General features: G+C 71.5%; 26 protein-coding genes and 1 pseudogene. 7 read left to right on the forward strand and 20 right to left on the reverse strand.

What is annotated here, in order from left to right:
* Positions 1-187, reverse strand: a pseudogene (locus AB0M46_RS38030) (hypothetical protein); the annotation flags it as partial.
* Between the two features lie 289 nt (positions 188-476).
* Between AB0M46_RS38030 and AB0M46_RS38035 the strand changes: the two are divergent.
* Positions 477-851, forward strand: a complete 375-nt coding sequence (locus AB0M46_RS38035) for a VOC family protein (RefSeq protein WP_363344365.1) — start codon at positions 477-479, stop codon at positions 849-851.
* Positions 852-974: 123 nt separating this feature from the next.
* Here AB0M46_RS38035 and AB0M46_RS38040 read toward each other — a convergent pair whose 3' ends face one another.
* The gene (locus AB0M46_RS38040) at positions 975-2114 is read right to left on the reverse strand and encodes a cation:proton antiporter (protein WP_363344367.1); all 1140 of its coding nucleotides are present in this window, start codon (positions 2112-2114) and stop codon (positions 975-977) included.
* A 251-nt stretch (positions 2115-2365) separates the two neighbouring features.
* Here AB0M46_RS38040 and AB0M46_RS38045 point away from each other — a divergent pair, with 251 nt between their 5' ends.
* Together AB0M46_RS38045 and AB0M46_RS38050 are read left to right on the forward strand one after the other, a co-directional pair.
* Entirely contained in the window at positions 2366-2932 is a 567-nt protein-coding gene (locus tag AB0M46_RS38045; RefSeq protein WP_363344369.1) for a hypothetical protein, read from the forward strand.
* Between the two features lie 77 nt (positions 2933-3009).
* A complete protein-coding gene (locus AB0M46_RS38050; RefSeq protein ID WP_363344371.1) occupies positions 3010-3465 on the forward strand; it encodes a hypothetical protein in 456 nt (151 codons plus the stop codon).
* 109 nt (positions 3466-3574) lie between these two features.
* Here the strand turns inward: AB0M46_RS38050 and AB0M46_RS38055 are convergent, their stop codons facing one another.
* Positions 3575-4609 (reverse strand): CU044_5270 family protein, encoded by a 1035-nt coding sequence (locus AB0M46_RS38055; protein ID WP_363344456.1) that lies wholly within the window; start codon positions 4607-4609, stop codon positions 3575-3577.
* Positions 4610-4614: 5 nt separating this feature from the next.
* Positions 4615-5148, reverse strand: coding sequence for an RNA polymerase sigma factor (locus AB0M46_RS38060; RefSeq protein WP_363344373.1), 534 nt, complete (start codon positions 5146-5148; stop codon positions 4615-4617).
* 208 nt (positions 5149-5356) lie between these two features.
* Between AB0M46_RS38060 and AB0M46_RS38065 the strand changes: the two genes are divergently transcribed.
* Together AB0M46_RS38065 and AB0M46_RS38070 are read left to right on the forward strand one after the other, a co-directional pair.
* On the forward strand, positions 5357-5575 hold the full coding sequence (locus tag AB0M46_RS38065) for a hypothetical protein (protein WP_363344375.1): 219 nt from the start codon (positions 5357-5359) through the stop codon (positions 5573-5575).
* A 5-nt stretch (positions 5576-5580) separates the two neighbouring features.
* On the forward strand, positions 5581-6414 hold the full coding sequence (locus AB0M46_RS38070) for a hypothetical protein (protein ID WP_363344377.1): 834 nt from the start codon (positions 5581-5583) through the stop codon (positions 6412-6414).
* A 151-nt stretch (positions 6415-6565) separates the two neighbouring features.
* Here the strand turns inward: AB0M46_RS38070 and AB0M46_RS38075 are convergent, their stop codons facing one another.
* Positions 6566-7396, reverse strand: a complete 831-nt coding sequence (locus tag AB0M46_RS38075) for a hypothetical protein (protein WP_363344379.1) — start codon at positions 7394-7396, stop codon at positions 6566-6568.
* Positions 7393-7707 (reverse strand): PadR family transcriptional regulator, encoded by a 315-nt coding sequence (locus AB0M46_RS38080; RefSeq protein ID WP_363344381.1) that lies wholly within the window; start codon positions 7705-7707, stop codon positions 7393-7395. Before AB0M46_RS38080 ends, AB0M46_RS38075 begins: the two co-directional genes overlap by 4 nt.
* A gap of 130 nt (positions 7708-7837) precedes the next feature.
* Here AB0M46_RS38080 and AB0M46_RS38085 point away from each other — a divergent pair, with 130 nt between their 5' ends.
* The gene (locus AB0M46_RS38085) at positions 7838-8284 is read left to right on the forward strand and encodes an NUDIX domain-containing protein (protein WP_363344383.1); all 447 of its coding nucleotides are present in this window, start codon (positions 7838-7840) and stop codon (positions 8282-8284) included.
* A gap of 73 nt (positions 8285-8357) precedes the next feature.
* A complete protein-coding gene (locus AB0M46_RS38090; RefSeq protein ID WP_363344385.1) occupies positions 8358-8933 on the forward strand; it encodes a hypothetical protein in 576 nt (191 codons plus the stop codon).
* A gap of 341 nt (positions 8934-9274) precedes the next feature.
* On the opposite strand, the gene AB0M46_RS38095 is transcribed toward AB0M46_RS38090, so the two are convergent.
* The 14 genes from AB0M46_RS38095 to AB0M46_RS38160 all read right to left on the reverse strand — a co-directional run bounded on the left by AB0M46_RS38095 (position 9275) and on the right by AB0M46_RS38160 (position 25592).
* Positions 9275-9790 (reverse strand): flavin reductase family protein, encoded by a 516-nt coding sequence (locus AB0M46_RS38095; protein WP_363344387.1) that lies wholly within the window; start codon positions 9788-9790, stop codon positions 9275-9277.
* A gap of 18 nt (positions 9791-9808) precedes the next feature.
* A complete protein-coding gene (locus AB0M46_RS38100) occupies positions 9809-11101 on the reverse strand; it encodes an NtaA/DmoA family FMN-dependent monooxygenase (RefSeq protein WP_363344389.1) in 1293 nt (430 codons plus the stop codon).
* Between the two features lie 16 nt (positions 11102-11117).
* On the reverse strand, positions 11118-12035 hold the full coding sequence (locus AB0M46_RS38105; RefSeq protein WP_363344391.1) for a hypothetical protein: 918 nt from the start codon (positions 12033-12035) through the stop codon (positions 11118-11120).
* Positions 12036-12067: 32 nt separating this feature from the next.
* Entirely contained in the window at positions 12068-13111 is a 1044-nt protein-coding gene (locus AB0M46_RS38110) for an LLM class flavin-dependent oxidoreductase (RefSeq protein ID WP_363344393.1), read from the reverse strand.
* 1 nt (position 13112) lies between these two features.
* Positions 13113-14363, reverse strand: a complete 1251-nt coding sequence (locus AB0M46_RS38115; RefSeq protein WP_363344395.1) for an acyl-CoA dehydrogenase family protein — start codon at positions 14361-14363, stop codon at positions 13113-13115.
* Between the two features lie 2 nt (positions 14364-14365).
* Positions 14366-16093: an ABC transporter ATP-binding protein gene (locus tag AB0M46_RS38120; RefSeq protein ID WP_363344397.1), complete on the reverse strand. Its 1728-nt coding sequence runs from the start codon at positions 16091-16093 to the stop codon at positions 14366-14368.
* 9 nt (positions 16094-16102) lie between these two features.
* On the reverse strand, positions 16103-16975 hold the full coding sequence (locus AB0M46_RS38125) for an ABC transporter permease (protein ID WP_363344399.1): 873 nt from the start codon (positions 16973-16975) through the stop codon (positions 16103-16105).
* A complete protein-coding gene (locus AB0M46_RS38130; protein ID WP_363344401.1) occupies positions 16972-17928 on the reverse strand; it encodes an ABC transporter permease in 957 nt (318 codons plus the stop codon). The genes AB0M46_RS38125 and AB0M46_RS38130 overlap by 4 nt, the downstream gene beginning before the upstream one ends.
* A 2-nt stretch (positions 17929-17930) precedes the next feature.
* Positions 17931-19544, reverse strand: a complete 1614-nt coding sequence (locus AB0M46_RS38135) for an ABC transporter substrate-binding protein (RefSeq protein ID WP_363344403.1) — start codon at positions 19542-19544, stop codon at positions 17931-17933.
* Between the two features lie 255 nt (positions 19545-19799).
* Positions 19800-21095: an NtaA/DmoA family FMN-dependent monooxygenase gene (locus AB0M46_RS38140; protein WP_363344405.1), complete on the reverse strand. Its 1296-nt coding sequence runs from the start codon at positions 21093-21095 to the stop codon at positions 19800-19802.
* 97 nt (positions 21096-21192) lie between these two features.
* The gene (locus tag AB0M46_RS38145) at positions 21193-22392 is read right to left on the reverse strand and encodes a GNAT family N-acetyltransferase (protein ID WP_363344407.1); all 1200 of its coding nucleotides are present in this window, start codon (positions 22390-22392) and stop codon (positions 21193-21195) included.
* A gap of 46 nt (positions 22393-22438) precedes the next feature.
* On the reverse strand, positions 22439-23641 hold the full coding sequence (locus AB0M46_RS38150) for an acyl-CoA dehydrogenase family protein (protein WP_363344409.1): 1203 nt from the start codon (positions 23639-23641) through the stop codon (positions 22439-22441).
* A complete protein-coding gene (locus tag AB0M46_RS38155) occupies positions 23638-24783 on the reverse strand; it encodes an LLM class flavin-dependent oxidoreductase (protein WP_363344411.1) in 1146 nt (381 codons plus the stop codon). Before AB0M46_RS38155 ends, AB0M46_RS38150 begins: the two co-directional genes overlap by 4 nt.
* 2 nt (positions 24784-24785) lie before the next feature.
* Positions 24786-25592, reverse strand: coding sequence for an alpha/beta fold hydrolase (locus AB0M46_RS38160; RefSeq protein WP_363344413.1), 807 nt, complete (start codon positions 25590-25592; stop codon positions 24786-24788).
* Positions 25593-25607 lie beyond the last annotated feature (15 nt).

A 25607-nucleotide genomic window follows, 5' to 3' on the forward strand; every position in this document is an offset into this window, starting at 1 on the left:
CGTTGGCCGAACTGGCCCCGGCAACGTCGACGCACTTACCGCCGAACCCGGTGATCGGCCCACTGGAAGCGGCCGAGGCCGCCGTCATACCGACGACGGTCACGCCGACGACGGTGGCGACCGTCGCGGCGATGGCGAACCCGACGCGGCGACGAGGCCAGCGCCGGGCGGTGGTTGAGGGTGTCACGTGCGGCTCCCTTTCTGGGCGGCGCCCGCACCCGGACCTTCTGGTTGGGGGTGGTCCGCGTGTCGGGCGGGAGCAGTCCCCGGCCGACCGCGTGGGTGACGGCAGGGGTCGAATCTGTCAAGACTGTTAACAGATCTACCGGAGGCTATGCCGCCACCCGAGGCAAGTCAATGCACGACTTAAATTAAGGTACTGAGCTGCTGTTTTAAGGTTCCTTCCGGCGAGCCGACCCGGCACAGGATCCCTCACCGTCTTGACGGAGTGAGTCCTCACTCCGTAGCGTGGATGCATGACCGTCACCCTGAACCACACGATCGTTCCGGCCCTCGACAACGCCGAGGCCGCAGGGTTCCTGGCCGGCATCATGGGCTTCGAACTGCTGCCCCCGTCCGGCCGCACCGGCCATTTTCGTCCCGTGCGCGTCAACGAGACGTTGACCCTGGACTTCATGACCGTCCTGGACCCGGAGGGCCACCACCTGGCCTTCGCCGTGGACGGCGAGACGTTCGACGACATCCACGCGAGAATCACGGACCGCGGCGTCCCCTTCGGCAACGGCCCGACAACCCCGGACAACGGCCGGATCGACCACCCCCTGTGTCCCCGCGGCCTCTTCTTCCGCGACGCGACCGGCAACCTCTACGAGGTCATGTCCGCGCAGTAGCGTGGGTCACGGCCCACCTCGTCACCCCGGTTCGGACGATGTTTGCGCCGGCCCGACCGGCCGACTCGGACCGGGCTGCTCGGCTCGCCGCACCGGCCGCCCTCTTGCCGGGCGGCAGTTACGCTACGGCGTCGGGGCTGCCGCACGCGACGCGGCGGCGGCGGACCACACGGCCACGGCGATCGTGAGGATCGCGGCGAGGATCAGGGCGGCGGCCTCGGCCGGACGCAGCAGCCCGAGCTGTGTGCCCAGCGTCGCCGCGGCGACGGGGACGCCGAGCTGCGCCGCGGCCAGGCCGCCGTACGCGATCGGCTGGCCGGTCAGCCGCATCGCCACGTGGACCAGGACCGCACCCAGGCCGAGCGCTACGGCCAGTACCGCCGACCGGAGATCCTCGGCGAGCGCCCGCACGTCGAGCGTCGCGCCCAGCCAGACGAAGAACAGCGGGCCCAGGAACCCTTCGGTCAGCGCGAACAGCTGCCGGGCCAGCCGCCGCGGTTCGCCGACGGCCGCGACCGCCAGCCCGAAGCAGAAGCCCGCGAGCAGGACCGAGACGTGTGCCGCCTGCGCAAGCGCCGCGAGCGCAAACAGGATGACGAGGTTGACGCGCATCTCGATGGCGAACTTGCGCCGCTCGGACACCCGGTGGACCCGTTTGCGCAGGCCAGATGCTTCGAGCCACCGCAGCAGCACGTACAGCACCGCCGTTGCCGCGAGGACCAGGCCGGCGCCGAGTGCCGCCCGGCCGGCGTGGCGCGGGTCGATCGCGAGCGGCAGGGCCACGATGCACACGGCGTCGGCGAGCGCGACCTGCGGCAGCAGCTGCAGCACCGCGCCGCCCGACAGGCCGAGGCCATCGACGATCGGCAGGATCAGCGCGGCCGAGGACGACGCCATCAGCACCGCGTAGAGCGCCGCATGCCCGGTGTGGAAGAAGACATTCCCGAGGAGTACCGCGGGAATGCACGCGAGCGCCGCGACGCCCGCCACGCGCGCGAAGCCGATCCGCAGGGCGCCGTGCAGGCGCAGGTCGCGCACCGGCACGTGCGTCCCGGCCACGAACATCACCAGCGCGAAGCCGATGTTCGCCAGGAATGTGAACGTGCCGTCCCGGGCGTCGATGATGCCCGCGCCGGTCCGCCCGACCGCCGCTCCGGCGACGAGCTGCCCGAGCACGACCGGCAGGTGCCAGCGCTGCGGCAACGCCAGCAGCGGCCCCAGCAGCGCGACCGCGCTAACCACCGCGAGACTGCCGAAACTCATCCGATCACTATTGCGCACCGCCGTTTGATCTCGTCAAGCTTCAGCTCATCCCTGTCACGGCTCGTCTGTCGTGGCAGCGGCGGGTGGAACGGCACGCGTGGGTGGCGGGCGAGTGAGGCGGGCGGCCGAGCCGGTCTCCAGGGCCGACCAGACGGTGCCGTCGGGGCCGACAACGATCCCGTGGGCTTCGGAGGCCGGGGTCGGCAGGTCGTAGTGGCGGAAGGTGCCGTCTGGGCGCACGTGCCCGATCGGTGATCGCACCGCTGGTGGCGATCCGGCCGATGGTGTCGGTGTTCATCGGGTGGCTGCCGCTTGCCTCGACGGTTCACGATGGAACCATGACATTTCAGGATCCGGGTCCGATGTTGTCAGAGCACCGCGGTGTGGTCGCCGCTCCCGTCGGCCGGGTGCGGCAGCTCGTGTTAGCCGTCAGCACCGGCGAGTTCAGCGGGGCTGATGTGCCGCTGGTCCTGGGCGGACAAGGTGATCGCCGGGTGGTGGTCTCCGGCGGCCCGGAGGTGTTCCGGGCCAGCGTTACCGGCGTCTCGTTGACGATCGAAGTCGACCACGACGCCGGCTGGATTCAAGCCCGCGGCGAGTGGTGGTGGTGCGGCCGGTTCCACGTCGAAGCGGACACGTCGGGCAACACCGTCGTGCGTCAGCAAACGTTCAACTGCGCCTCCGGCCTCAGCGGGAAGCTCGTGCCGTTCACCGTTGGACGCGGGCACAAGCAGGCCGGCGAGCAGGCACTGCTCCGACTGCTCGACGACCTTTCCCAACGCCTGAACTGCAAGGCCTGGATGCAGCCGGACCGCTGACCTTTCCGGCCCGGCCCGATCCCGGTCAGTTGCCCGATCGTGCATCGGCGGCTGTCCCCGCTGATAGCCTCCAGAACATGGCACCCCACCCCTCGGCGCCGGTCCCTGGTGGATACTCCGCGCGGATGGCCGCTCGGCCCCGCTGGCAACGGCGGCTCATGCCGCTGCTGCTGATCGCCGCGGCCCTGGTGCTGCCCGTGCTGTTCGTCCGCCAGGCGATCGCGGCGGAACGGGTGGCCGTCCAGGTCGAGTTCTGCGACCTGAGTGGGCCGAAGGCCACCCAGGCCTGCCGGGGCACGTGGCGGCTGGGCGACGGCCGCACCGTGTCCGGGCCGATCGACAGCACGCTGTTGCGACCCGGCACCGAGGTCCAGGGCTGGGGCAACGGGGAGCGGGCCACCACAAGCCTGTTCACCTGGCTGGTCGCGCCGATCTTGATCGGCACGGCCATCCTGGTCGGACTGGGGGCCTTCGTCGTGGTCTGGCTGCGGCTGACCTGGCGGTCGCGGCGGGCCGGCGCGGCACCCCGCTGACCGGCCCGGCCGGGAGCCGATGCTCAGCGCCCCCGGCGGAGCCGCTCCAGCGTCCTCGCTGCCCTGCCGCATCGGGCCGCCGACCACTCGGGAACGTAGCGACGTCAGATCATTCGCAGCTGGCTTGCTTCGGGCCGAGCGGGGCCGCGGGCGCCTCGGCGGTGACCGTGATCGAGAGCTGCGCGGTCGCGCCGAGCACGGTACCCGCCGGTGCCTGGGCCTTCGCGGCATCGACCACGACGTCGCGGGAGCCGAGGAACCGGAACGTGACCGGGTCGAAGATCAGCTCGTGCCGCAGGCCGCGCCGGGCGTCGACGTAGCCGATCGCGGTGCCGCTGCGGCCCGCCACGTCCTGTGCGTCGCCGGCCAGCTGAGCACCGGGGATGAGCTTCAACGCCCGGAACACCGCGGTGCGCTGGGCCGCGGGCATCGCGGCACCGGCGAGCTCGCCGCCGGCCTTCCACAGGGAGAAGTTCTTGTCGCCGCCACCGCCGGGGAATCGCCCGAAGTACGCCAGCATGCCCGCCGGGTCGGCCGGCAGGGTCGCGTAGTAGGCGTAGTCCTGCCGGGCGGCGTCGCCCTTCACCGGGCAGACCCGGTGCAGGTCAACGGTGCCCGCGCGCGGCGCCTGCGGCGGGATCGGCAGGCCCGGGTAGGCCAGCGGCACCAGCTGCTCCGACCGGGCCGCGCCGGGACGGGTGTTGTCGGCGGAGATCCAGTTGGTGAGCTTCGCGCGGTACAGGTAGCGGCCACCTTCACCGAACTCCGCCGGGGCCATCACGACCGACTCGGTGACGACGAACTGCCCGGGCCCCGGGGCGACCCCGTCGCCGGCGGCGGCCGCCAGATCGAGCACCTCGGCGACGGAGACCGGCTTGAGCACGACCGGTGCCGGCGAGCCGGGCGAGGTGGATGGGCTCCCCGTCCTGGTCTGGACACCCGGCGGGCCCGGCAGGGTCAGCGCCACGGCGAGCGCCGCGGCCGCGGCCGTCGTCAGGCCCGCGACCGTCACGAAGAGCGGCCGGCGGGACCGGGCCGGTACGCCCTCCGCCCGGAGCGCCGACACGAAGGACCGTTCTGCCTCCGTCAGTGCCGCGCCGGACATCTCCGGCACTTCGCCGCGCAGCTCGCGCAGCCGTTGCATGTCGTTCACAGGTCCTCCTGGATGGATGTCGGGTCCGCCCCGCCGAGTGCCGCACGCATCCTGCTGCGAGCCCGGTTCACCCGGGACCGCACCGTTCCCACGGGCACACCGAGTGCGACCGCGATCTCCTCGTACGTGAGGTCACCCCACGCCACCAGCAGCAACGCGTCGCGGTACCCGGGACGCAGACCCGCCAGGGCCGCGGCGAGCCGCCGGTTGACGGCGTCGGCTCCCAACCGGGCGTCGCTGCGCGCCTCGAACCCCTCCGTCACCGGGTCGATACCGGTGCGTTCGAGTGCCCGCAGCGCCCTGACCTCGGCGCGGCGCTGCCGGCCGATGAGGTTGGTGGCGATGCCGAACAGCCACGGCCCGGCGTCGCCCCGGTCGGGTGCGTAGCGATGCCGCTGCCGGAACGCGACGAGGAACACTTCGGCGCAGACGTCCTCCGCGACGCCCGGGCCGAGGCGACGGGTCACGTACCGCTGGATGCTCGGCGCGTGCCGCCGGAAGATCAGTGCAAAGAGCTCGGGGTCATCCATGGACCGCACGATGATCGCGGAGTCACCATCCGGTTCGGTGGCCACCGCTGCCTCGGTTGGTCGGGTCATCGGACATCAGGCCTCTCGGCTGTCGGTCGGTACACCAGGTACTTGCCCGACCCTCAGGTTGCGGTTCCCGCTGCCGAGGCTCGTCGTCGGCGACCCTGCCGAAGGCGGCAACAAATCCCCGGCGTCCCTTCGGTACGCGATGTACTTTGCGGACTTCGCCCGACCGGTCGGTGCCGGACGGCAGCTGTCGGCCCTGGCGCACCTCTTCGAGCGCGACGAGGCCGACCTGGCGCACGCCGCCATCGACCCGGCCGAACTGCGGCTGATCGGCGCCAGCGCCGCCGAGTCGATCCGCTGGCTGCCGGAGCACGGCAGCTTCAGGCACGACCGGTTCTCCGGGGCGCTCACGTTTCCGTAAGGTGCATGATCGTGCACCTGCAACTCGCGCGACTTCACGCCGGGGGTGGCGGAACCGCCGCCCCCGCAGCGGCGGACGACATCGACGGGCTGGCCCACGTGCTGGGCGTACCGCTCCCGCCCACGATCCGTGCGATCTACGAGGACCATGAGGCCGAAGAGTCAGGTTCCGGGACGCTTCGGCTCATGAGCCCCTCCGAAGCGGCCGGGACCATCACCGCCTTGCGTGACTTCGGCGTCCCTTTCGACGACCGTGAACTCGGCACGTTCTGGACCGACGACAACAGCAACTACGTCGGCGTGTTCGCTTCCGGCGATCTGGCGGGCCGCGTCTTCAAGATCGATCACGAGGAACCAAGTCCGGAGCCATGTTGGCGAAGCGTCGAGTCGTACTACGACGCCCTGCTGGACGCCAGAGACTCCGGACTGGACTGGTGGGACCTGGCCACCGACTATCCGCGCGAGCCGGCCGACCAGACTCCCGAAGACGACGCACTCGCGCGCCGGCTCTTCGCGCTCTACCACGAGCGGCCGGACTCCCCCGTCGGGCAGCGCGCGGTTCACCAAGCGCTCGCCCTCAGCTCGGCCACGCACGCGGCGCAGGTCATCTCCCTCCTGCGATCCGACGACATGTGGATCCAGGAGCGAGCGGTGCAGATCCTCGGTCACTGGCGCTGGGAGCCGGCCGTCGCCAGCATCGCCGAGGTCGTCCGCAACGGCCAGCACAACGGTCGCACCGCGGGGATCCACGCGCTCAAGCAAATCGGATCTCCAGCCGCAGGCGCTGCCCTGCGATCCCTCAGCCAAGAACTCGGCGACTCGTATCGCGTCCACTTCTGACGCAGCTGGCAGTGATTGTGGCTGAGAACGGCGCCGGGAGACCGGCGCCGTCCTTCGTTTCCGAGACTGCATTCAGCGATCTCAGCCTGCTGGCGTTCGGTGCGTTGCCGGGCCAGCCCCTCCTTTCTCAAGTGCGGCCAACGGTCGTCTCTCAAGTGCGGACAACGGTCGTCGGGCCACCGGTTTGCGGAGTGGTCGCCAGCCGGAGGGCGTAGGCGGTGCAGCCGGTGAGCAACGCGGGCAGGATCGTCATCGCGTCGGCCACCCGGTTGGCCGGGTCGCCCATCAGCGCCGGATCGATGCCGAGCGAGGTGACCGGGTAGGCGGCGATGGCCACGCTCACCGAGCCGAACACCGACAGGCCGTACACGGCGATTGCCAGCTCGCACGCCAGGATGCCGCCGAACGCCATCGTGAGCACCGCGCGGCGCCGATGTCCCCGGCGAACCAGTGCGGCGGCCACTGTGGACAGTACTCCGGTCGTCACCCCCCAGCAGCCGACGGCGGCGGCCATGGGCCAGCTGCCGACCTCGGTGATGAGCAGCATCACCGGCAGGGCTCCGACGGTGAGTCCGGCCGGCGCGAGCACCGAGGTCGACGGCGGTCGCGCGTGGCCCGCCAGCCAGAGCGCCCCGGCGGCGACCGGCAGGGCCGCTGCCGCCGGCACGATGCGTGCGGACTCGGCGGTGACCGATGCGCCGGCGACGGCGGCGAGCATCCACGCGCCGAGGGTGTAGAACGTGAGATAGGCGCCGGCGAAGGCCGTGGGTACGGCGATCAGGCCGGTGGTCGCGTGCACGTAGGGACGCAGCCGCGCGTACGTGAGCGCCCGTATCCGCTCGGCGAGCGCGCACCGCGCCACGTCGGCCAGGTCACGCAGCGGCCGCCGCGAGTTGAGGAGCAGGTCGGCGATCTCCGGGCCGTACCGGTCCCGGACGTGGCGCGGGTACAGGGCCATGACCAGCCGGACCGCGCGCCTCACGACAGGGCCAACCGGCGCAGGCCGGTGCCGGCGACGGCCCGCATGCGCGCCAGCTCCGCCTGCAGCGCCGCCCGGCCGCTGGCGGTGAGCTGGTAGGGCTTGCGGCGCTCCTGCTCCAGCAGGGCCTCGATAAGCCCCTGCTCCTCCAGGCGGCGGATCGCTCCGTACAGCGTGCCGGGGCCGGGGCGATCCCCGGTGAGGGCGGTGATGTCGTCCTGCATCGCGTACCCGTGCTTGGGCCCCTCGGCGAGGCTGACAAGAATGAGCAACGCCGGCTCCGAGAACCGGCCGAACTCGGCGAGCCCGGACATGCCACCTCCACTACTACGTCGGACGTAGCATCGCAGGACGTAGTACCGGCCGTCAATGCCGCAAACCGCTGATCGGCCCGGCGGGCTTGCGGGCCTGCCGACGAGCGTGCGGCCGGCATAGAGTCAGGCGATGCCTGCCGAGCGCTTTCGCGTCCCCGCCGCCGTGTACGGCATCCTGCGTGACCGAGAGCGAGTACTGCTCATGCGGCGCGCCGCGACGGGCTACCGCGACGATCAGCTCAGCCTGCCGGCCGGGCATCTGAACGGCGGCGAGGATGCGCTCACCGGGCTGATTCGGGAACTGCGGGAGGAACTCGGCATCGAAGCCGATCCGCGCGGTTGCCGCCTCGCGCTGCTCATGCACACCGCGCCGGAGGACGCCGAGGATCACGAGTACTTCCACCTGTTCTTCTCGGTGGAGCGCTGGAGCGGCGAGCCGCACATCGCCGAGCCCGGCAAGTGCACCGAGTTGCGCTGGGTCGACGCGTCGGCCCTGCCGTCCGACCTCGTCGACTACGTCGCAGCAGCGTTGGCAGCCATCGCGCGGGGGGACCTATTGGCGGTACATGGGTGGTGACGCAAGGAGCGGATGCCACCGGCCGTGGGATGGATGGATCGAGCTGAGGCACTGTCCGGAGTTGGGCAGCCTGGTGGGAAATCGATCGCTGGAGGTGAGCGGCCTGGAGCTGGGCGAACCGCATCGGCACGCGTCCGCCTGCGCGAACGTCCTGCGTTCGGGCCAGTTCGACCGGGTGCTCGGCTCCCTGCACACCCTGCCCGATCGGGGCGGCTTCGCCGAACCGTGGGGCATCTACCCGCACGCCGACGCGCATGAGGTGGTTCGCGACTACCTGGCCGGCGTGTCCACCCTGGTCGCGGAGAGTGACCTCTTCGAGGTACTGGCCCACATCGACTACCCGGTCCGCTCCTGGCCGACCGAGCGGGCCGGCCCGTTCGACCCCGCCGCGTTCGAGGGGGAATTTCGCGACGCGTTGCGAGCAACCGCACAATCCGGCCGGGCGCTGGAGGTCAACACGCGTCTTCCCCTGCAGGGCATCATCCTGACCTGGTGGCACGAGGAAGGGGGCGACGCGATCACATTCGGCAGCGACGCCCACACGCCCTCATTCGTCGGCCATGGGTTCGCGGAGGCGGCGCACATGGCCGAGGCACACGGCTTCCAGCCGGGCAGGCACCTGTACGACCTGTGGGGACGCGTGAACTGACGCCAGACCAGCCGCATCGCCTCGGTCTCGTCGACCGGCACGAGCTGTGCGGTGCCTTCGAGTTGCGGTCCGATGACCAGGCGACCCGCGTAGGCGGGCCCTTCACCTCGTGCAGGATGCGGGCCGGGCGCACCGCTCCCCCGCCGCAGCCCGCGGGCCGTGCGGGTCGGGCGGTGCGCGGCGCCTTGTCCCGACGGACGGTAAGGGCCGTTCCCACACCACGAGCGCAGGAGGTACAGGGCCCGCCCCGGGGTGGTGGCGGGCCCACGGGGCCGGCCTTCCAGCGGCGACGCGGGCGTAGCGGCCCGGCGAAGCACGACCAGCAGGACGGCCCCGCCGGGTCACCGGTCGTCGTCGCGCAGGCCGAACGCGCTGCGGTGGAAGACCAGGGGCAGCGAGTGGTCGGCGTGCTGCACCGCGTGCAGCTGGAGCAGCACGATCGTGTGGTCCCCCGCTTCCACCTCCCGGTAGATGGTGGTGTCGAACTGTGCCAGCCCGTCGGGCAACGTCACCGCGCCGCCGTCGCTCAGCGCGAACTCGACGCCGTCGAAGCGGGACTCGACCGGGCCGGCGAGCTGGCGGGCGAGGCCACCGTGCCGGGCGGCCAGGACGGTGACGCCCAGGTGCGCCGCACGCCGCAGGGCGGGCCACGTCTTGGACGCGTTCGCGACGGAGAACGATACGAGCGGTGGGTCGAGACTGACCGACGTGAAGGAGCTGGCGGCGAGGCCGACGAGGTCGCCGTCGACGCAGGCGGCCACGGCCACGACGCCGCTGGGGAAGACACCGAACGCCTGGCGCAGGCGTACCGGGTCGAGGTCCTGGTTTGTGGGGAACACCGGCAAGGGCTCGGTCATGTGCGTCTCCTCTCAGGTTCAGCCGAGGTCGGGAGTCGGGGAGGACGCCCGGAAGTGCCCCCGGAGGGTGCTGGTCTCGTACTCATGCCGGTACAGGCCGCGCTTGCGCAGGATCGGCACGAGCTCGTCGGCGATGACCTCGAGACCGTCGGCCAGGAGATCGGGCTGCAGGTTGAAGCCGTCGATCGCGCCGGAGTGGAACCAGTCCTCGATGTGGTCGGCGAGCTGCTCGGGTGTGCCGACGAAGCCTGCGTGGCCGGAGCCGGTGTAGCGGGTCTGCTTCAGGTACTCGCGCACGGTCGGGTTGGTGCGCCGGATCTGCGTGACGATGGACTCGCGGAAGCCCATGCTGCCCAGGAAGGTCTGCGGGTCGGCGGGCGCGGCCAGGACCTCCTCGGGGAACGGTTCGTCGAGCTCGAGCTTCGAGGCGTCGTAGCCGATCGACTGCGAGAGCCATTGGATGGAGTAGGCGGCCGGGCCCGCGTCGTGCAGCTCGTCGCTGCGGCGCTTGGCCTCCTCCTCGGTACTGCCGAGGCTGAGCAGCAGGCCGGGGAGGATCTTCACGTCGTCGGGTGAGCGGCCGTGGTCCCGGGCGAGGCGCTTGACGAGACGGTAGTGCTCGATCGCCTTCTCCTTCGTCAGCTCGGCGGCGAACACGCCCTCGGCGGCCCGCCCTGCCAGGGCCCGTCCCTTGGGCGATCCGCCCGCCTGCAGCAGCACCGGGCGGCCCTGCACGGAGGGCGGCACGCGGAGCCGGCCGTCGATGTCGAAGAAGTCGCCGTGATGGTGGACGTCCTGGCCGGTCGCGGCCGAGTCCCACAGCGCCGTGACGACGTCGACGAACTCGGCGGCCCGTTCGTACCGGTCGTCGCGCAGCGGCACGTCCGCCAGGCCGAAGTTGCGGGCGGCCTCGGCGCCGCGGGTGGTGACGATGTTCCAGCCCGCGCGGCCGCCCGACAGGGTGTCCCACGACAGGAGCCGTTCGGCGAGTTCGAAGGGGTCGTTGAAGGTCGTCGACGCCGTGGACACCAGGCCGACGCGTTCGGTCGCGGCGGCGACGTAGCCCCAGTTCACGGTGGGTTCGAGCCGGATCGGGTTGGCGTCGTACGCGGGATCGCCGAGCACCGGCCCGTCGGCCAGGAAGATCGCGTCGAGGGTTCCCCGCTCGGCCGTGCGGCCGATGCCCGCCCAGTAGTCCGGGTCGATGAAGGAGTCCTTCTTCAGCAGCGGCGACTGCCACGCGGCCGGCAGATAGCCGAGGACGAGCACGTTGATGCCGAGGATGACGTGTCCCGTGCGGCGATCGGTCATGGTTCTTCTCCGGGGTCTACAGGGAGGGCTGGGGTTCGGGCGCGGGAAACGCGGCGCGGCCGCTGGCCGGGCGCGCCGGGGCCGTCAGGCCGAGGGCCGCGCGCAGCGATCCGCCCGGCGGCACCGGCGTGAAGCCGTCGGCGAGCAACCGCTCGACCTCGGTCAGCACCTCGTCCAGGCCCTGGTCGAGGGTCGGGCGCAGCAGGACGCCGTCCGCGTCGCTGTCCGGCGGTCGCAGGCCGAGGGGCGCGACGGCGATGGAGCCGCCGGCGCCGACGACCAGGTCGACCGGCTCCGAGTCGGCGGCGACGTCGTCGTCCGGCGTGGTGGCGTACCAGGCGATGAGCGAGGCGCCGGTGGCGGGCTCCGGAGCGTTCAGCGGGCCGGCGATGCGGTAGGCGCCGTCGTGGTCGATGTGGACGATCTGATCGGACTGCACGAGGATGCCGGTGTCGCGGTCGCCGATGATGGAGTCGTAGGGCCAGCTCTGCTCGAGCGCGCGGGCGGCGCGGGCCGTGTCCAGCGCCGTCGCCGCGGTGAGCGGCGCGCCGACGCCCAGGCCGGCGCCGCCCCAGGCGCCGGTGCCGTCCGGGCCGGGTGCGGCGTACGTGTCCGCCACCCCGAACAGCACGCCGCTGCGCCCCCGGGAGAGGTGCCCGAGGGAGGCCACCCGGCGGGCCAGGTTGTAGGGGTGGTCGCGCTGCGGGCTGGCGACGATGAGGAAGCGCGCGCGGCTCGTGCGGCCGGCGAGGCTCGCGCCGACGGCGCTGCTGTCCAGCGTCAGCGGCGCCGGGTCGTGGCCGTCGATCCGGTCGATCCCCAGGACGGTGAACGCGATCGGCAGCGCGTCCCATCGGGCGAGCAGGTCCGGGTTGCCGGTCAGCTCGATGAGGTGCGGGCCGGCGAGGCCTAGTGCGAGGTACGGGGCGGGCATCGGTGTTCCCTTCGCTGGTGGGGCGGCACGGGTCATCGCAGCGCTCCGGCCGGCTGCCATCCGATCGCCGGCCCGATCTGTGTGGCCAGGACGTGCAGCCGGGCTCGGGCGTTGGCCGCGTCGAAGTCGTCGCGGTAGGAGAAGTTGGCGACGAAGTCCGTCGCCCCGGCCGCGATGGCCGGGTCGGCGCCGACCCGCTCGGCGATGTCGTCGGCGGAGCCGTAGAACGGCACGAGGTCGAGGTACTCACGCACGCTCAGGCCGCGCAGCCGCGGGTTGCCGCTGCGCGCCGCCCGGTCGGCGAGGCCCTGCAGCCTCGGCCCGAGCACGGGCTCGACCTCCCGCAGTACCGTCTGCTTGTCGCGTCCGGCGTACACGAAGCGGAAGACCGCGACTCGGGGGGCGTCGCCCGGGTGGGCCCGCTCGTGTGCCTCCAGGTAGGCCGCGACCTTCGGCGCCTGACCGGTGTCGGCCGGGTCGAAGAAGGCGCCTTGCTGGAGCCCGTCGCCGGCCAGGCCGGCGGCGGCCGCCTGCTCGATGCTCGTCGCGGCCTGCCACAGGTGTCGCCGCACCCGGGTGCCGTCCGGATACAGCCGCGGCGCGTTGGCGCCGGGCAGCAGCGGCCGGCCGTCGAGCGCCGCGTGCAGCGTCGCGACCTTCCGGTCGAACAGGGCGTGGCGCTGGTCGGCCGGCTGTCCGAATGCCGCGAACCCCTCAAGGTTGGCGCCGCCGGTGCCCAGCCCGAGGTGCAGCCGGCCGCCGGTGAGTGCGTCGACGACCGCCGCGTCCTCGGCGAGGCGCAGCGGGTCCTCCAGCGGCAGGGTGGTGATGCCGGTGCCGAGCGTGATGCGCGACGTCCGAGTCGCCGCCACGGCCAGGAACGGCAGCGGCGACGCGAACGGGCCGTCGGTGTTGTCGAAGTGGTGCTGGCCCACCCACACGCTGTCGATGCCGAGCTGTTCGGCGTACGCGATGGTGTCGATGACCTCGTCGTAGACCCGTGCGACGTCGTCGATGGCGCGTGAGGTGGTGCGGAAGTTGAGGGCGAAGCCGAGGCGAAGCGGCCGGTGTGCCATGTCAGTTGCCCTGGCCGCCGCGGTGGGTGAAGGTCAGGTCGGGTACCGGGTCGGTGCCGTTGACGATCCAGTCGCCGAGAATGCGCGCCTTGTAGACCCGCGGGTTGTGGGAGGCGAGGGTGCGGGCGTTGCGCCAATGCCGGTCGAGCAGCAGCGTCTCGGAGACGCCGGACGCGCCGAGGGCGTCGAAGACGGTCGTCGTGGCCTGCAGCGCGGCGTCGATGATGGCCAGCTGCGCGTGCACCGTGGCCACCTCGGCCTCCAGGACCCGCTGCTTGCGGAGCACTTCGTCGCCGCTCGCGTGGGCCGCCGCGACCAGGTCGATGGCGTGCCCCGCCGCCCGCAGCGCCGCCCCGGCCGCGAAGGCGTGCACGGAGACCTGGCCGATGACCTGCAGCAGCTGAGCGTCGCGGGTCGGTGCGGGGTCGAGCGCCTGGGGGTAGTTGCGGCCGCGGGCCTTCAGCGCGCTGGTCCCGTCGCGCAGCGCCGCCCGGGTGATGCCGGCCAGCACGGCCAGCACCGCGGTCTGGTAGAAGTGCCCCTGGTAGACGAAGCGCTCCCCGGCGGGGAAGACGTCGCCCTCCGCGGCGGGAACGTCGGTGTACGTGGCGCTGCCGCTGGCGGTGGTCCGCTGGCCGAAGCCGGTCCAGTCGTCGACCAGCTGCACCCCCGGGTCGTCGCGGCGCACGAGGGCGGTCAGCACGGTGTCGCCGTCGCCCTTGCCGAGCACGTCGAGCCAGTCGGCGTAGAGGCTGCCGGTGGCGTAGAACTTGGCGCCGCTGACCAGCCACCGGTCGCCGTCGCGGCGCACCGTCGTCTTGAGGTTGGCGAACGTGCCGTTGTTGGCCTCGGTCCACCCGCCGCCGACGAACTCGCCGGCGAGGAACCGCTGGATCCACCGGTCGTTGGTCTGTGAGGGCGCCGCGTTGAGCCGGTCCTCGACGAAGGCGAGGTGGTTGCGCCAGATGTGCGCGACGTTGGCGTCGGCCTCGGCGAGATCCGCGAGCAATACGAAGGTCTGCTCCAGTGAGGCGCCGAAACCGCCGAACTCGAACGGGATGCGGACCCGGCCGAATCCGGCGTCCTTGAGCCACTGCACCTGGTCGTGGGGGAAGATCCGGTCCTTCTCCCGGGCGACGTTGCCCTCGGCGATCCGGTCGAAGACCGGCTGGAAGCGCTCGGAGAGCTCGGCGGCGGTGGCGGTGGCGGGACGCAGGTAGGTCAGCCCGGCGGGGGCTTGAGTCGTGGTCATGATCAGTCCTTGCTGGTGGAGGGAGCGAGAAGGTCTTCGCGTCGGCGGGACCGGACGGGCAGGACCGAGTCGAGCAGGGCGCGGGTGGCCGGCTGCCGGTCGGTGGAGAACAGCTCACCGGCGGGGAACGTCTCGACGAGCGAGCCCTGGCGCATGACGCCGATGCGGTCGCAGACGAAGTCGATGATCGCCAAGTTGTGGCCGATGAACAGGTAGGTCAGGTCGAGCTCGTCCTTGAGGTCGAGCAGGAGGTTGATGATGGCCGCCTGGGTGGAGACGTCCAGCGCGGAGGTCGGCTCGTCGAGAATCAGCAGGTCGGGTTCCAGGGCGATGGCGCGGGCGATGCCCACGCGCTGGCGCTGCCCGCCGGAGAACTCGCGCGGGTACCGGTCCGCGTAGCCGGCGTTCAGGCCGACGAGTTCCAGCGCTCGATGGGTCAGCTCGGTGGCCTCCCGGCGGCCGGTCGCCTTGCCCAGCCGCAGCAGCGGCCGCGCGATCTGGTCGCCGACCCTGATCCGCGGGTTCAGCGCGGTGGCGGCGTCCTGGAAGACGTACTGGAACCGGCGCCGCAGGTCCCGTAGGCCCTGTTTGCCGGCGGCGCCGACGTCGGCGCCGTCGAAGGTGACCGAGCCCGCGGTGAGCGGCAGCAGCGCGCCGGACAGCCGCGCCAGCGTGGACTTGCCGGAGCCGGATTCGCCGATGAGTCCGAAGATCTCGCCGCGGCGCACACTGAGGGAGACCTCGCTGACGGCGCGGACGGTCGAGCGGTGTCGTCCGGTGCCGAGCCCGCCGATCGAGAACTCCTTGGTGACGTCGTGCAGCTCCAGGATCGGGCGGTCGGCCGGCGGCCGGGGGGCTTCGGCGCGTTCGCTGAGGCGTACGCGGGCCGTGGCCGCCGGGGCGCCGAGCAGTCGCCGCTGCTGGCCGTCCTGGAGGTGGCGCTGCCCGATCTCGGGCACCGAGTCGATCAGGGTGCGGGTGTAGGGATGCGACGGCGCGCCCAGGACCTGCGCGGTCTGCCCGATCTCGACGATCGTCCCCTCGCGCATGACCGCGACGCGGGTGCTGGTGTGCGAGACGACGCCGAAGTCGTGGGTGATCAGCAGGACCGCGGTGCCGGCGTCGGCGGCGAGGCCGAGGAGCAGGTCCAGGATCTGCTTCTGTACCGTGGCGTCGAGCGCGGTCGTCGGCTCGTCCGCGATGAGCAGCTTCGGGCCCGACAGTCCGGCGAGGGCGATCATGACCCGCTGCCGCATGCCGCCGCTGAGCTCGTGCGGGTAGGAGCGCAGCACCCGGTCCGGGTCGCTGATCCCGACCCGGTCGAGCCAGGTCCGGCCCACCTCTTGCGCCTCGTGGCGGGACACCCTCAGGTGCAGGCGTGCGGTGTCACCCAGCTGGCTGCCGATCGTGAACGACGGGTCGAGCGACGTCACCGGGTCCTGGAAGATCATGCCGATGCCGGCGCCGCGGAAGACGTTGAGCTGCCGCTCCCCCAGGCCCACCAGTTCGGTGCCCTGGAAGCGGATGCTGCCCGCGGTCACCCGGGCGTTTCGCGGCAGCAGGCCGAGAATGCCGGCCGCGGTGACGCTCTTGCCGGATCCGGACTCGCCGACCAGCGCGAGCACCTCTCCGGGGCCGACCTCGAGGTCGACGCCGCGAACGGCGTGCACGACCGCCCCGGGTAGCTGGAAGTCGACGTGCAGGCCGTCGACGGTGAGCACGGCTGTCATCGGGTCACCTCACGGGTTGAGGACGTCGCGCAGGCCGTCGCCGAGCCAGTTGAAGGCCAGGGCGACGAGCAGGATGGCGATGGCGGGGAAAGTGGCGACGCCGGGGTTGCCGGTCACCAGGACCTTGGCGCCCTCGGAGATCATCCGGCCCCAGTCCGGGCTGGGCGGCTGGATGCCGAGGCCCAGCGCGCTCAGGCTCGCGGTGAAGACGATGTTGACGCCGACGAGGCTGGTCCCGTAGATCACGACCGCGGAGAGGAGATTGGGCAGGACCTCGGTGCGCAGGATGGTGGCCTCGGAGGCGCCCAGCGAGCGCGCCGCCTCGACGTAGTCCTTCTCCCGTTCGATCTTCGCCTCCGCGAACACGATGCGGGTCACGTACGGCACGGCGCCGAACACCACCGTGCCGATCAGGACCCACGGCCCGGGGTGGATGATCGCGGCCAGCGAGAGCGCGACCAGGATCACCGGGAAGGCGAACATCAGGTCGATGATCCGCATCAGCACCCCGGAGGTACGCCGGCCGGCGAACGCCCCGTACAGCCCCAGCACCGTCCCGATCAGCAGCGCCACCGCGACCGACACGATCGAGACGATCAGTGCGCCCCGGCCGCCGTACAGCAGCCGGCTGAGCACGTCGCGGCCCTGGTCGTCGGTGCCCAGCAGGTGGCCGGCCGAGCCGACGGGGGCCAGCACGTTGCCGGGATCGCCGGCGTTCGGGTCGTACGGGGCCAGCCACGGCGCCAGCACGGAGATGCCGATCACGACGATCAGGACGAGCAGCCCGAGCAGCGCCTCGCGGTTGCGGACGAAGCGGGCGGCCGCGGACCGCCTCAGTCGTGGCGGCGCGCCGGCGCGGACCTCGGTTGTGGTCGTGGTCATGCGCCACCGTGCCGCAGCCGCGGGTTGAGCAGGTCGAGCAGCACGTCGGTGATCAGGTTGACGACCACGAACGTGGTGGCGACCAGCAGGATGCCGGACTGGATCACCGGGTAGTCGCTGCCGGCGATCGCGTTGAGCAGCACGCTGCCGAGACCGGGCCAGGAGAAGATCGTCTCGACGAACACCACGCCGGTGATGACCGAGCCGATGGTGAGCCCGGTCGTGTTGACGATGGGCGGCAGGATGTTGCGGCCGATGTGCTTGCCGAGAATCGCTGCGCGCCCGAAGCCCTGCGACCGGTACGTGCGGATGTAGTCCGATCCCGCGCTCTCGATGACCGCCGCCCGGACGAACCGGGCGATGATCAGCATCGACACGAGGGAGGCGGCGACGGCGGGGGCGATCAGGTGCAGCAGGAGGTCGCCGAAGCCGCCGTCGCCGCGCAGGTCGTGCATGCCGCCCGGGGGCAGCCAGTTCCACTGGACCGCGGTCAGCCAGATGACGATCAGACCGAACCAGTAGATCGGCAGGTTGCTGCCGATCTGGACCAGCAGCATCGCCGCCCGGTCGATGAGCCGGCCGTGCCGGATCCCCGAGACGAACCCGATCAGTACCCCGAGCGCGACGGCGACCACGGTCGTCGCCGCGCCGAGGATGAGCGTGTTGAGGAAGGCCGGGAACACGATGCCCGACACGGGGCTGCGCACACTGAGCGAGATGCCGCCGCCGTTGGTGAACATGTCCCGCAGCCAGTGCAGGTACTGCTTCCAGGCGGGCTGGTCGAGCCCGTAGGCCTGGCGGATCTGCTCGATCTGCTCCGGCGACATCTTCTCGCTCAGCGCGCCCTTGATGGGGTCCGCCGGGCCGGCCTTGGAGATGAAGAACACCAGCAGGCTGATCACGAACAGCAGCGGTACCAGGTTCGCCAGCCGCCACAGGATCCGGCGCGTCATGGCTAGCTCGCCACCCAGATCTGCGACAGGTCGTAGTGGTCCTGCTGCGGCCAGACGAACCCGCCGACGCGCGGCGAGACCGCGTAGTAACGGTTGAAGGAGATCAGCGGGAAGATCGTGGCGTCCTTGGCCCAGGTCTGTGCCGCCGCCTGCCACAGCTCCTTCGACTTGGCCGGGTCGGGGTTGTGCGCGGCCGCGTCGATCGCGCTGAGGGTCGCCGCGCTGGTGTCGGAGTACTTGTCCCCGTCCCGGTTGACCACGCTGTAGTTGTGCGCGATCTTGACCCAGTTGGGAGCGATGTAACCCCACTCACCGAGGTTGATGCCGTCGGTCGGCTTGAGGTTGGCCCCGCGGGTCCCGTACGTGATCCACTCGAACGACTCCACCGAGGCCTCGATACCGACCGCCTTGAGCTGCTGCTGGATAAACTCCGCCGTGGGCTGTCCGGTGGTGTCGGTCAGGATGGTGAACTTCACCTGGCCGGGCTGGTAGCCGGCGTCGGCGAGCAGCTTCTTGGCCGCCTCGGGGTCGAACTGGTAGTCGACCGCGGACGCGTCGTACGCCTCGTTGCCCTGGTTGATGATCGAGGTCGCCGGCTCCGCGTAGCCCTTGTAGATCTTCTCGGCCAGGGTCTTGCGGTCGACGGCGTGGATGATCGCCTGCCGCACCCGCTTGTCCTGCAGGTACTGGTTCGTGTAGTTGAAGTTGTAGTAGATGATCTGCGGAACGTTCTTGTTCTCCGGTACCGCGAAGCCGGCCTTCTCCAGCGTCGCGACCGAGTCCGGTGGGACGCGGCTGATCAGGTCGACGGCGCCGCTGCGCAGCGCGGCGACGCGGCTCTGGTCGTCACCGATCGGCTTGAAGATCACCTTGTCCAGGTGCGGCCGGGCGCCCCAGTAGTCGGCGTTGCGCACCAGCGTGGTGTGGTCGCCGCGCACCCGCTCCTGGAACTTGAACGGCCCCGTGCCGACGGGGTGGTCGGCGAGCCCGTCCTGGCCGTACTTCTGCAGGGCGGCCGGGCTGAAGATGCCCGACGCCGCGTTGCCGCTGTTGGGGATCTGCCGCAGGTAGTCGAGGAAGGGGTGCTTGAACACGTACTCGACGGTCTGGTCGTCGATCACCTTGAACGACGCGAGATCCGCGTAGACCAGCCCCATCGTCGCGGCGCTGACCTTGTCGTAGTACTGGAAGGTGGGGTCGGTGAAGCGGCGCACGTTGAACTGCACGGCCTGCGCGTCGAACGGCGTCCCGTCGGTGAACTTCACGCCCTGGCGCAGCTTGAAGGTGTAGGTGGTGGCGTCGGGGCTGACCGTCCACGAGGTGGCCAGCCCGGGCACGATCTTCGGAACCCCGGTCGGCGAGGACAGGTCCTCGTTGACGAGCGTCTCGTAGATGTTGCGGTCGATCCGCCAGGTTTCCCAGGAGTACTGGCGGTTCGGGTCGAACTGCGTGACCTCCTGGTACTGGCCGACGATGAGCGTGCCACCGTCGCGAGGCTTGGCGTCCGCGGCTGCCGCACTCCCGGAGCCGGAGCTGGACCCGCAGCCGGCCAGCAGCAGTGCGGCGCCGGCAGTCGCGGCGATCCAGGCGGGCAATGAGCGCTTCGGCAAGGCCATGGCTGGTCGTTCCTTTCGTCGAGCATGGGCGCACGTGTGGTCGGCAACGTCCCGGAGGGGGACGGCAGCGCGCCGGAGGTGGTGGTGCAGGCCTGACAAGCGGGCGGCATCCACGCCGCGCGATCGGCGTCAGCCGAGGTCAAAGACCTGCTTTACATATCGGAGAAGTAGGAATATGCAAAGGATGGCATGACGATCAAACTGAAGTCAACCTCTTGAGATCTCGGTCATGATCATCGCCGAGCTGGCCCGACGTCAGCGGGCCGGCGGCCTCGGCACGCCGAGGTGCTCGCGGAGCGTGTCGCCGTGGTACTCGCGCCGGAACAGGCCCCGGTCGCGCAGGATCGGCACGACGTGGTCCACGAAGGCGTCGAGCTGCCCCGGCAGGCCCGACGGCGCGAGGATGAAACCGTCGGCGGCCCGGCCGGCGTACCAGCGCTCGATCTCGTCGGCGATCCGCTCCGGCGAGCCGACGACGCGCGCCCCGAAGGCCGTGACCGTGCGGAACAGGAACTCGCGCACCGTCGGGTTGCCCTCGGTGGCCAGCGCCCGGTACCCGGCCAGCGCCGTCTGATGCGTCTGCGTCGAGGCCGCGAAGGCCGACAGCGGCACCGGCCCGTCCAGGTCCGCGCCGGTCAGGTCGATGTCGACCTCCTGCAGCCACCCGATCTGGAACTCGGGGATGAAGTGCTCGAAGATCGTACGCTCCGCGGCCTTCGCCTCCTGCTCGGTGGAGCCGACGATGAACCCCAGCGACGGGGTCACCAGCGGCGCCGGCCGGCCGAACGAGCCTGCCTGCTGATGGATCTGCTCCACGAAGACGCGCCCGCGCTCGAAGTCGCCCTGCCCGGTGAAGATGACTTCCGCGTGCTGGGCGGCGAACGCCCGTCCCACCGGCGACGATCCGGCCTGGAAGATCACCGGGTGGCCCTGCCGTGAGGGGGCGGCGCCGAGGGGACCCTTGACGGCGAAGAACTCCCCCTTGTGGCCGGGCACGCTGATCTTCCGGCGATCGTTGTACACCCCGCCCGCGCGGTCCTCCACCACCGTGTCCGGGCCCCAGGAGTCCCAGAGCTTCCGGACGACGTCCAGTGTCTCGGCGGCGACGCGGTACCGCTCGTCGTGGGCGACCACGCCGCCGTCGCCGAAGTTGGCGGCCGCCTCCTCGGCGAAGCTGGTCACCACGTTCCAGCCGGCCCGGCCGCCGCTGAGATGGTCCAGCGAGATCAGTTGACGCGCCAGGTGGTACGGCGCCTGGAACGTCGCCGAGCCGGTGACGACCAGCCCCAGCCGCTCGGTCTCCCGCGACAGCGCGGCCGTGGTGGTGAACGGCTCGAAGTCCTCGGTCGCCTTGTGCGGCCACGCCGCTTCGGGCCCGAAGTTCAGCGCGTCGGCGAAGAAGATGGCGTCGAAGGTCCCGCGCTCGGCGGTCCTGGCCGTCTCGATCAGCGACTCGAGCACGGCGGCCGGTCCGTTGACGACGCCGGGATAGCGCCACGAACTGCCGAACCTCGGATTGCCCAGCACCAGCAGGTGCAGTTGACGGGTCATCGGGATGCTCCTGAAGCAATGGTCGCGAGCCGCCGGCGGCGGGTGCCGGTGCGGTGGTCGCGGGAAAGGATCAAGGGGTCCTGGTGCATGGCCGGTCCTAGAAGACGGTGCCGGCGAACGGCTGCGCGTCGACCGCGAACAGCGCGTCGATGCGGCGCACCGCCTCCGGCGAGTGGACGGTCACCCGCCCGGCCTCGGCCAGGTGGCGCCACCTGGTGCCACCGAGATACGCGGCGGCCAAGGTGGCCACGTCAACGGTCAGATCAGGCGCGGCGCTGGTGCGCGACACCGACTTCGGGCCGATCTCGTAGCTGCCGTCGTTGGCGGGCAGCAGCGCGTCCCGCACGCCGAGCACGACGGTGTCCTCGAGCCCGAAGCTTCGCGCCCGAAGCGCCGCCTCGACGTCGACCAGCCGCAGCCACGTCTCGTCGTGCGCAGCGCCCAGGGCGACCGATCGGCGGTCGGCGACGGCCAGCGGCAGCGCATCGTCCAGCGCCAGCGAGTCGAAGGCCACGACGTCCACCAGGTCGAGCGCGAACAGGTGACGCCACAGGCCGGCCCGGGCGCTGCCGGTCAGCGCCACGAAGTCCGTGACCGTCACGGTCTTCTCGGGGCTGGTGAACCAGGCGCCGGTGTCCTCCGGGCGGTAGATCGCGTACCCGTCGTCGACGCCGTCCGTGCTGTGCACGACCACGTAGTGGGTGACCGGGTCGGCCTCCCGCAGCGTCTGCTGCAGCCGCCACCAGCCGTCCGGCCGGCCGATCGCGCCGGTCCAGGCCGCCTGCGCGTAGATGCCGTCGAGCAGCTGCGGGGTGACCGACCGGTCGACCAGCCGCACGGAGCCACCGGGCGGGACCTGCGCGCGCAGCGCCGCCCGCCGCAGGCTGACCCGGGCGGACTGGGCCGAGCTGGCGACGCCGTAGCCGAAGCGCTCGTAGATGACGGCTTCCGAGGCGCGCAGCGAGGCGACGACCTCGCCGCGGGCCGCGATGTCGTGCAGCTGGCGGGCGATGAGCTCGCTGACGATGCCCCGGCGCCGGTGGGTCGGCAGGACGCCGACGTGGGTGACGGCGGCGTGCGGGACCCGGGCGCCGCCCGGGACGACCAGCCAGCTGGTGTACGAGTCGGCGCTGCCGACGACCTCGTCGCCGTCCAGCGCGCCGAGGTAACGGCCGGGGTCGGTCAGCGCCGTGGCGTCGAGGTCGCGAAACGGCAGCCCGACCATCGCCCGCAGAAAGACCCGGAATCCGGCGTTGACCTCCTCCGGGGTGCTCAGCGGCCTGATCTCGATGCTCATGGGTTGTCCCCTTCTCGGAAAGCTCGGAACGTCCGGACGGCCGGGATCACGGGAACCGGTGGACAGCGGTGCGGCCGATGACGTCGAGGACGAGGTCGGTGTTCGGCGGGTGCAGGCTCCCGGTGCGCACGTCGCGGTAGAGCCGCTCGAGCTCGTTCGTCCGGCTCACCGACGCGGCGCCCACGACCTGGATCGCGATGTCCACCACCTGGCGGGCGGTGGTGACGGCGAACTCCTTGACGGCGAACAACCGCGGGGTCCACCAGCCGCCGTGGTCGACGCCGGCGTCGAGGTCGGCGGTGGCCCGCTCCAGCAGTGACCACGCGGCGTCGAGCAGGATCTCGCCCTGCGCGAGCTGCCGCTGGACGGCCGGTTTGTCGGCGTGCGTACGTCCCGGCAGGGCGAGCGACTTGCGCTGCTGTGCCCCCAGCTCGGCGAGGTCCAGCGCCCGGCGGGCGATCCCGAAGTACACGTTGGCGACCAGCGGCAGGTACCACTGGAAGATCCCGACGACGTACGGCGGGTACGGCTGCCCGATCTCGGACACCCCGACGACCCGGTCCGCGGGGACGCGGACGTTGTCGAGCACCGTGTCGTCGCTGGCGGTGGCCCGCACCCCGAGCGCGTCCCAGGTCTTCTCCGTCGAGACTCCCGCCGCGCCGCGATCGACGAACAGGTGCACGATGCGCGGGTGCTCGGGGTCGGAGTCGTCCCGGGCGTGGATGCCGAGGCTGTCCCAGACCGGGGAGAGCGAGGTGAAGGTCTTGCGGCCGCTCACCACGTACGATCCGTCGGGCTGCGGGACGGCGGCGGTGAGGGAGTCGTCGAGGCCCAGGTCGTTGCCCCGCTCGCCGTGCCCGGCGGCGAGGACCTGGCCGTCGGCGACGGCGCGCAGCAGCCAGCTCAGGTCCAGGTCGCCGGTGCCGGTCAGCGCGGCGGCGGGACCGGTCCAGTACAGGTGCATGTTGACCGCGAGCGCGGTCGCCGGCGCCCAGTAGGCGAGCCGGCGCTGCTCGCGGGACAGGGCAGTGATGTCGAGCCCGCCGCCGCCGAGCTCGGCCGGAATGGCCGCCCGCAGGTAGCCGCGGGCCCGCAGTTCCTCGAAGTCCTCGGCGAAGAAGCGGTTGTCCCGGTCGTACTCGGCCGCGCGGGCGTGGAAACGCTGGTAGTCCTCGTCGGTGAAGTACGCCGAGGGCTCGGCCTTCTCGAACAGCGGTGACGTGGAGCTCGCGATTCTGGCGTTGGTCATGGCTGTACTCCGTTCCGGGTCGTGTCGAGGGACTGCTGTGGCGCGACCAGGCCCCGGCTGCGAAGCTCGGCGGCGGCGCCCTCGGCGAAGTGGTAGGCCTCTTCCAGGTGCGGCTGCCCGGAGAGGATGAAGTGATCGATGCCGAGGTCGTGGTACTCCGCGATCCGATCGGCAACTTCCTGATGGCTGCCGACGATCGCCGTGCCGGCCCCGGCGCGGACGAGCCCGTACCCGGCCCAGATGTTGGGATAGACCTCGAGTTTGCGCCGGTCGCCGCCGTGCAGCGCGGTCATCCGCTGCTGGCCGACGGACTCGCCGGCCTCCAGCGTCCGCTGCGTCTCCTCGATCCGTGCGTCGTCGATCCTGGAGAGCAGGCGATCCGCCTCGGCCCACGCCTGTGCCGAGGTGTCCCGGCTGAGCACGTGGAACCGGATGCCGAAGGAGATCGTCCGGCCGGCCTCCTCGGCGAGTCTGCGCACCCGGGCGAGCCGCTCGGCGATCTGCGCGGGCGTCTCACCCCAGGCGAGATAGGTGTCGACCGTGCGCGCCGCCACCCGCTCCGCCGCCGGGCTGGCCCCGCCGAAGAAGATCGCCGGCGGTTCGTGCGGCGCGAACGCGATCGAGGCCTGCTCGATGTCGAAGTGCGCGCCGTGGAAGTCGAACGGTTTGGTGGCGTCGCTGACGCCGCGCAGGACGGTGAGGAACTCCTCCGTGCGCGAGTAGCGCTGGTCGTGGTCCAGGTGGTCGCCGAAGCGGCGCTGTTCCTTGGAGTCGCCGCCGGTGACGACGTTGAGCAGCAGCCGCCCACCCGAGATCCGCTGGAAGGTCGCCGCCTGATGGGCGGCCAGGGTCGGTGAGATCAGACCGGGGCGGAATGCGACCAGGAACTTCAGCCGGGTGGTGACGCTGGACAGCGCCGCCGTGGTGATCCAGGCGTCCTCGCACCAGGTGCCGGTCGGTGTGAGGACGGCCTCGAAGCCGAGCTGTTCGGCGGCACGCGCGATGCCGGCGAGGTAGTCGATCGACGGTGGCCGGAAGCCGGTCCGCACCGCGGCCAGCGTCCGTTGCGAGCCGTCTCCGGAGCCGACGATGTCGCGGCTGTCGCCGTTGGTGGGCAGGTACCAGTGCAGATGGATCGGCATGCTCACGCACCTGCCGCGGCCGGCCGCGGGGCGGCGGTGATCTCGAGGATGAAGTCCCGCACGGCGCCGATGGCCGTCACGTGATCGACGTCGTTGAGCACGTTGTGCCGGCCGTCGCGGATCTCCACCAGGCGGGCGTTCGCGAGGGTGTCGCGCCAGTGCCGCGCGTCCTGCACCGGGGCCAGCGCGTCGCTGGTGCCGTTGACGAACAGCACCGGCAGCGTCACGCCGGCGAAGGTCGTGGCGAGCCGGTCGGACGCGACGGCGAGGGCCGCCGCGGTGACCTCCGGTTCGGGAAGGACCAGCTGCACGAGCGGGTCCTTGGCGAGTTCCTCCAGGTAGTCCGGGTCGGCGGCCAGCGCCGACGTGTCGAACGCGAAGCCCTCCCCCGGCGGGGATGCGTCGAGCGCCGTACGCCCGCGCAGGCTGGCGCCCGTGAACACCGCGCCCGCGAAGGGCGCCGGGTCCACGGTGATCACCGCCGCCGTGACCCAGCCGCCCAGCGAGTGGCCGCCGAGCACGAGCGGCAGCCCGGGCCGGCGCTCGCGGACGATGTCGACCAGGGCGGAGGCGTCCCGGGCGAGCACATCGAGCGATCGGACGATCCCCCGCTCCCCCTCGGAGATGCCGTGGCCGCGGTGGTCGATGGCATAGACGTCGATGCCGGTGGCGTTGAGGCGGGAGGCGAGCCGGCTGAACTGGCCTGAGTGCTCGCCGCCGCCGTGCAGGAAGACGAACGCGGCGACCGGCCGGTCCGCCTCCCAGGCACGGTAGTAGAGGCGCGCGTCGGTACTGGTGAAGAAGGGCATGGGTTCGTCCTTTAC

Origin of the sequence: Dactylosporangium sp. NPDC051485 (genome assembly GCF_040682015.1) — a bacterium.
GTDB lineage: Bacteria > Actinomycetota > Actinomycetes > Mycobacteriales > Micromonosporaceae > Dactylosporangium.